Annotated in this window: 2 protein-coding genes and 1 pseudogene; all 3 read left to right on the top strand. The window is 36.2% G+C overall.

The genetic code is table 11. From position 1 onward, the window contains the following. Window positions 1-181, top strand: a pseudogene (locus L977_RS24890) (hypothetical protein); the annotation flags it as partial. A gap of 503 nt (window positions 182-684) precedes the next feature. Further along, complete coding sequence (locus L977_RS02760; RefSeq protein ID WP_032636254.1) at window positions 685-912, top strand: hypothetical protein; 228 nt, start codon at window positions 685-687, stop codon at window positions 910-912. A 748-nt stretch (window positions 913-1,660) separates the two neighbouring features. Beyond that, window positions 1,661-1,868, top strand: a 208-nt coding sequence (locus L977_RS02755; protein ID WP_047624647.1) for a YciI family protein, incomplete at its 3' end; no start/stop codon positions are given.

Raw genomic sequence — 1,868 nt, 5'->3', positions numbered from 1 at the left:
TTTTTTTCAAACTCGTTATGATCAGATAATAAATTTTGGAGATAAAATTCCATTTGAAGTCGTTGAAAGTCTGTCAACATGCAGAGCAATGTCTCAATACGCAAACTTTTCCCTCAGGGAAGAAAAGCTATTGGATGATGTTGTTAATTACGCGCTTGATATCAAAAAAATTACGCCGTGATCTTTAACAAAAAGAAGGGATATTTTTTTCGAGACTATATATAAGCATTTGTCTGTTTTTAAAATTCTCACGCCGACAACAAAGACAGACAAATTTTAATAAAAGAACTCAAAAGAATTACTATTTACCGGCTAAATGTACTAAAACCGAAGCCAGCTTCAATCAATCCACCTGTGTGCTGACGAAATTAACCTTCGAAGCAGTCTTATCCCATTTTTTGACAGCTTCCTACACTAAACCATGATGATAGACACTGTCCTTTTGAGGCTTTGTTGTCCTTGTTGTTCTTGATTTAGATTAGTACTAAAACTGTCTGCTCATGGCCATTGCTGCCAGCATGGTTTATAACTGATTCTAAAAATTGATCTGCTCACTCATCCTGCTATTCTTAATTTGGTATGAAACTTTAAAATATTCAGATCATTGTAAGATTGCATTTTGCTAGTATATAAAGATGGTAAAGATACTCATTTACTTAATTGAAATGTTACGGGGTATATATTATGTATTTCTTAGAAAGAAAAGATGCTGAAAAACTTCTCCAAAAAGTTTTAAAGAGCACTTTAAAAAAACAGTCTGATATTGATTTATTATTGGATATAGCGGTTAATCATGAATCTGGTATTCCTATGAAAGGAATAATTTATGAATATGATAAAATGGAGAAAAATAAACCAACTAAACAAAATTTAGATGATCTTAACACATTGATGCATTTTTATGGACCGTAATTAGAGATATAAAATCCTTGCTTCTGAAAAGATATAATTACAGGCTGAGCAAAATCATCTAGTACGGAAAAGATGAACATTTGTTATTATTCGGATAAAATGCTTACCCCTAAATTAAATTGCGATGTCGTTTTCAAAAATAAAGTTGTCAAATCTCTTCGGCATCTCCAGAACGCTTTGGTAAGTGACGTTTTATATAATATTTCGGGCTTCAAACTATAACATATCGAGATGATCTGAAATTTTCTTATAAACTAAATGAAAATATTTATTAAGAGCTAAGATGATCGCTGACTTCAATTTTATTAAAGAAAAAGAGGTGCTCGAGTGGATATGCTGTACAAGAAGCTTACGAATAAGTATACCTTGCTTAGATCTCGCAATGGTCGACCCAACACGTCAGTTAGTCTTTGCGTTAAGCGACTCAAAGCCACTACCAACCGTTTTGACCATCTTCAATGCGCAGGGCGAAAAACTATTTTGGTCTGCACCTCCTGAAGGTGCGGCTTTCTATTACTTAACATTCAACCGGTCAAAATAAGTGGTTGTAGTCTGTAGCTATGCGGAAAAGCAAAACGGCTGGCATGATTGGTTTTATTCCTGGGATATGAAGCGTAACGCGTTGTCTCTATCGGGCCCTGCGTATTAACATCAAAAGCGCCAGAAAATGATAACAATAACCGGTGGCAAAAGAGGGCTGCATAAGCAGTTCCAACAAGCGGTTTAAAACAGAGCTAAGAGGCAAAGGATGAGCACGGTTTACATTGTCATTTTAACCTATATCAAACCACTCGAAGAGATTGACGCAGTGATACATGCTCATGTTGAGTGGCTAAAAAAGGGGTATTCAGAGGGGATTTTCCTGGCGTCCGGTAGACGGATCCCAAGAAACGGTGGCGTCATTCTTGCAAAATCTGAGAGTCTTGCCTTTCTGGAAGAGCGCTTGCGCGAGGATC

The sequence above is a fragment of the Enterobacter sp. ZOR0014 genome (assembly GCF_000798855.1).
In the GTDB taxonomy this organism is placed as follows: Bacteria; Pseudomonadota; Gammaproteobacteria; order Enterobacterales; family Enterobacteriaceae; genus Enterobacter; species Enterobacter kobei.
This window is presented reverse-complemented; position numbering and strand designations above follow the sequence as displayed.